Annotated in this window: 3 protein-coding genes; all 3 read left to right on the forward strand. The window is 50.7% G+C overall.

What is annotated here, in order from left to right; all coding sequences use genetic code 11:
• The first annotated feature begins 24 nt into the window (after positions 1 to 24).
• On the forward strand, positions 25 to 501 hold the full coding sequence (locus tag QVO97_RS04795) for a (2Fe-2S)-binding protein (RefSeq protein WP_107000403.1): 477 nt from the start codon (positions 25 to 27) through the stop codon (positions 499 to 501).
• Positions 498 to 2,810 carry a xanthine dehydrogenase family protein molybdopterin-binding subunit gene (locus QVO97_RS04800; RefSeq protein WP_022359251.1) on the forward strand — a complete coding sequence of 771 codons (2,313 nt, stop codon included), beginning with the start codon at positions 498 to 500 and terminating at the stop codon, positions 2,808 to 2,810. The genes QVO97_RS04795 and QVO97_RS04800 overlap by 4 nt, the downstream gene beginning before the upstream one ends.
• A 428-nt stretch (positions 2,811 to 3,238) precedes the next feature.
• Positions 3,239 to 3,916 (forward strand): magnesium chelatase domain-containing protein (locus QVO97_RS04805; RefSeq protein ID WP_288188966.1); only part of this gene is annotated, 678 nt, incomplete at its 3' end.

The raw sequence follows: 3,916 nt of genomic DNA on the forward strand, positions 1-3,916 counted from the left end.
TGAATATTAGGAGATTCACATATGATGCAGATAACGATTACTCTAAATGGAACGAAGATTTCCCCGGAGATTGAACCGGATACGCTTCTGATTGATCTGGTACGCAGTCAGGGCTGTTACAGTGTCAAGCGCGGCTGCGAGACGGCAAACTGCGGACTCTGTACCGTATTTCTGGATGAAAAACCAGTGCTTTCCTGTTCCGTGCTGGCGGCGCGGGCGGACGGTCACAGCGTGACGACGCTGGAAGGACTCCAGGAGGAGGCAAAAGAATTTGGCGCATTCATTGCCGATCAGGGAGCCGAACAGTGCGGCTTCTGTAATCCGGGCTTTATTATGAATGCGCTGGCGCTGTTCCGGGAAAAAGAGTTCCCGGAGGAGGATGAAATCCGCGAATATCTGGCAGGAAACCTGTGCCGCTGTTCCGGTTATGAAGGACAGCTTCGCGGCATTCTGGCATTTTTAGACTGGAAGAGAGAAAAACAGAAGGAGGCGGCAGAATGAGAGTAGTCAATACTTCTGTACGAAAAAAAGATGCGATGCAGCTGGTAACCGGACAGCCGGTTTACGTGGATGATCTGGCGCCGCAGGACTGCCTGATCGTCAAACTTCTGCGTTCCCCGTATGCGAATGCGATGGTAAAAACGATCAACACCGCGATCGCAATGAAAGTTCCGGGCATCGAGGCAATTTATACCTGGGAGGATGTGCCGCAGGATGCAAAGCGCTACACACAGGCGGGGCAGACATACCCGGAGGCGAGCCCGTATGACCGTCTCCTGATCGACCGCCATGTCCGTTTTCAGGGCGATATCGTGGCGATTGTAGCAGGAAAAGATGAAAAATGTGTCGATAAAGCACTTCGCCTGATCAAGGTACAGTACGAAGTCTTAGAGCCGGTTCTGGATTTCCATACGTCAAAGGACAACCCGATCCTGGTTCACCCAGAGGACAACTGGGAGAGTCTTGCTCCGGTCGGCGCAGACAACAAGCGCAACCTCTGCGCGCACGATGAATGCGGCAACGGGGATGTCGAGGCGGTTTTAAAGGACTGCGACATCGTGATTGACCATGTATACCACACAAAGCCGTGCCAGCAGACGATGATGGAGACATTCCGTACCTATTGTTCGATCGATACCTACGGAAGATTAAATATTTTAAGTTCCACGCAGATCGTGTTCCACTGTCGCAGAATCGTGGCAAATGCGCTTCATATCCCGAAGTCGATGGTGCGCGTGAGCAAGCCGAGAATCGGCGGAGGGTTTGGTGCGAAGCAGACGGCGGTCTGTGAAGTGTATCCGGCATTCGTTACCTGGATGACGAAAAAACCGTCGAAGCTGATTTATAGCCGGATGGAGACACAGACGGCGTCTTCGCCGCGCCATGAGATGGAGATGCATGTGCGTCTGGGAGCGATGAAGGACGGCACGATCCGCGGCATCGATCTTTACACATTGTCCAATACCGGTGCTTACGGCGAGCATGGACCGACAACCGTTGGACTGTCAGGACACAAATCGATCCCGTTGTATGGAAGTGTTGAAGCATTCCGCTTTATCAGCGATGTTGTCTATACGAATATCATGTCGGCAGGCGCGTACCGTGGCTATGGTGCGACACAGGGACTTTTCGCGATCGAGTCGGCGGTCAATGAGCTGGCAGACCAGATTCAGATGGATCGCTTTGAGATCCGCCTGAAAAACATGGTTAAAGAGGGCGATCTGATGCCAGCATATTATAATCAGGTTAATACAAGCTGCGCACTCGACCGTTGTGTAAAAAAAGTGCGTGAGATGATCGGCTGGGAAGACAAATATCCGGTGCGTGACATGGGCAATGGCAAGATCCGCAGCGTCGGCATGGGTATGGCGATGCAGGGATCGGCAATCACGGCGATGGATGTCGGAAGTGCCCGTCTCAAAGTCAACGACGAAGGGTTCTATACATTGTCGCTCGGAGCGGCAGATATGGGAACCGGCTGTGACACGATTCTGGCGCAGATTGCGGCGGAAGTGCTGGAATGCCCAATCGACGCGATCACGGTGCTGGGCGCGGACACGGATTCATCCCCGTATGACTCAGGTTCTTATGCATCGAGTACGACCTATCTGACCGGAAAAGCGACCGAACGGTGTGCGCTGCGCCTGCGTGAGCAGATCTGTAAACTGGGTGCAGAGCTTCTGGGCGTCCCGGCGGATGCAGTGGAATTTGACGGAAAAGAGGTATTCACAACCGAAAAAGCCGGGGATGAGACGAAGAAGATCGCTCTGGCTGATATCGCAACGGCGTCCATGTACGGGCATGAAATTCCGCTGGAGGTAACCGAGTCGAGAACCGCCCACATTTCTCCGCCTCCGTTTATGGCAGGTGCGGTTGAGCTTGAGATTGATATGGAGACAGGCGAAACCAGCGTTATTAATTATGCGGCAGCGGTAGACTGCGGTACACCGATTAATCCGAATCTGTCCCGCCTGCAGGTTGAGGGCGGTCTGATGCAGGGAATCGGCATGGCGCTGACGGAAAATATTACCCGCAATGCACAGGGTGGTGTACGTGAAAATTCCCTGATGCAGTATAAGATTCCGACCCGGATTGACTATGGACATTTAAACGTCGAGTTTGAGAGCAGTTATGAGCCATCTGGTCCGTTCGGAGCAAAGTCGATCGGCGAGATTGTTATCAACACGCCGCTTCCGGCGATTGCTGATGCGGTGTACAATGCAGTCGGAAAACGATTCTATGAGCTTCCGATCACGCCGGAGCAGATTGCACGCGCGGCGGCAGAGAAGCTGGGAGAAGATTTTATTTAAAGAGATAGATTAAAAACAAAAAGCTGCAGCAGAATGTTATATGTTAGCATTTTGCGGCAGCGTTTTGTTTTTTTTGTGCGCACAATGTCAATTAATTAGTGTCATAGTTCTAATCTGTTTTGGCTTGCATTCTGCCGCAGGTCTATATATAATGAAAGAGTGAATATCTATTTTAGGTCTGGTAAATCTGATTTCATGATTCAAATCTATTTATTTTAATTTCAAATCAAATTCAAGTAGAATCTCTTTTATCTCAGTTGAGAAGACCCCACATCTTTTGGGTGATATCAATTTCAGAGAAGATAAGATTGTTATAATATATTTTTAATTCTAAAAATTCAAAATATCATTAAAAGTATCCAAATTTTAAGCCTGTATGATATGAAAAATACAAGGCAAGGTAAAAAATCAATAATAGGGGGAAATATATGTTCAGTAAAATAAACAGTTTCAGCACCCGCGGCATCGATGGCTACCGGATCACGGTGGAAGTTGATGTGAGCGACGGATTGCCGAGTTTTGTCATGGTGGGCTACCTGGCGGAGGAGGTGCGGGAGGCGCAGGAGCGCGTTCGGACCGCACTTCGGAATGCGGGGTTTTGCCTGCCGCCGAAGCGGATCACGGTCAATTTATCGCCAGCCGGGGTGCGGAAAGAGGGAACGGGGTGTGATCTGGCGATCGCGGCAGGAATTTTGAGGTGCTTGTGGGAACAGGGTGAAAAGGCAAAAATAAGAAAGATGGATGAAACCTGCCCGGAAATGGATGGGATGGAAGATGAGGAGAACAATTCTGCACCGGATTGGGACCAATGGGCGTTTATCGGTGAATTGGGTTTGGACGGCAGCATCAAGCCGTTGACCGGTGTTCTCTCGATGGTCTATGAAGCGCGCCGCTGCGGAATGAAACGGGTTTTTCTATCCGAAGAGAATGTACAGGAGGGACGGGCTGTGGATGGAATTGAGATCGTCGGAGTCCGGGATGTGAAAGCGCTGACGGGTTGCCTGCAGCATCCGGAACTGATTCACGGACAATGGTTCACACCAGATCTGTTTCAGGCGGGACAGGAAGAATTTGACGTCGATTTTGATGAGATCGTCGGACTTCCG

The sequence above is a fragment of the Clostridium sp. CAG:43 genome, from assembly GCF_000434655.1.
Taxonomy (GTDB): Bacteria; Bacillota; Clostridia; order Lachnospirales; family Lachnospiraceae; genus Otoolea; species Otoolea fessa.

Bases quoted from the DNA above. Each gene is read 5' to 3' on its own strand.
- QVO97_RS04795 (WP_107000403.1), top strand. From the start codon at position 25: ATGCAGATAACGATTACTCTAAATGGAACGAAGATTTCCCCGGAGATT.
- QVO97_RS04800 (WP_022359251.1), top strand. From the start codon at position 498: ATGAGAGTAGTCAATACTTCTGTACGAAAAAAAGATGCGATGCAGCTG.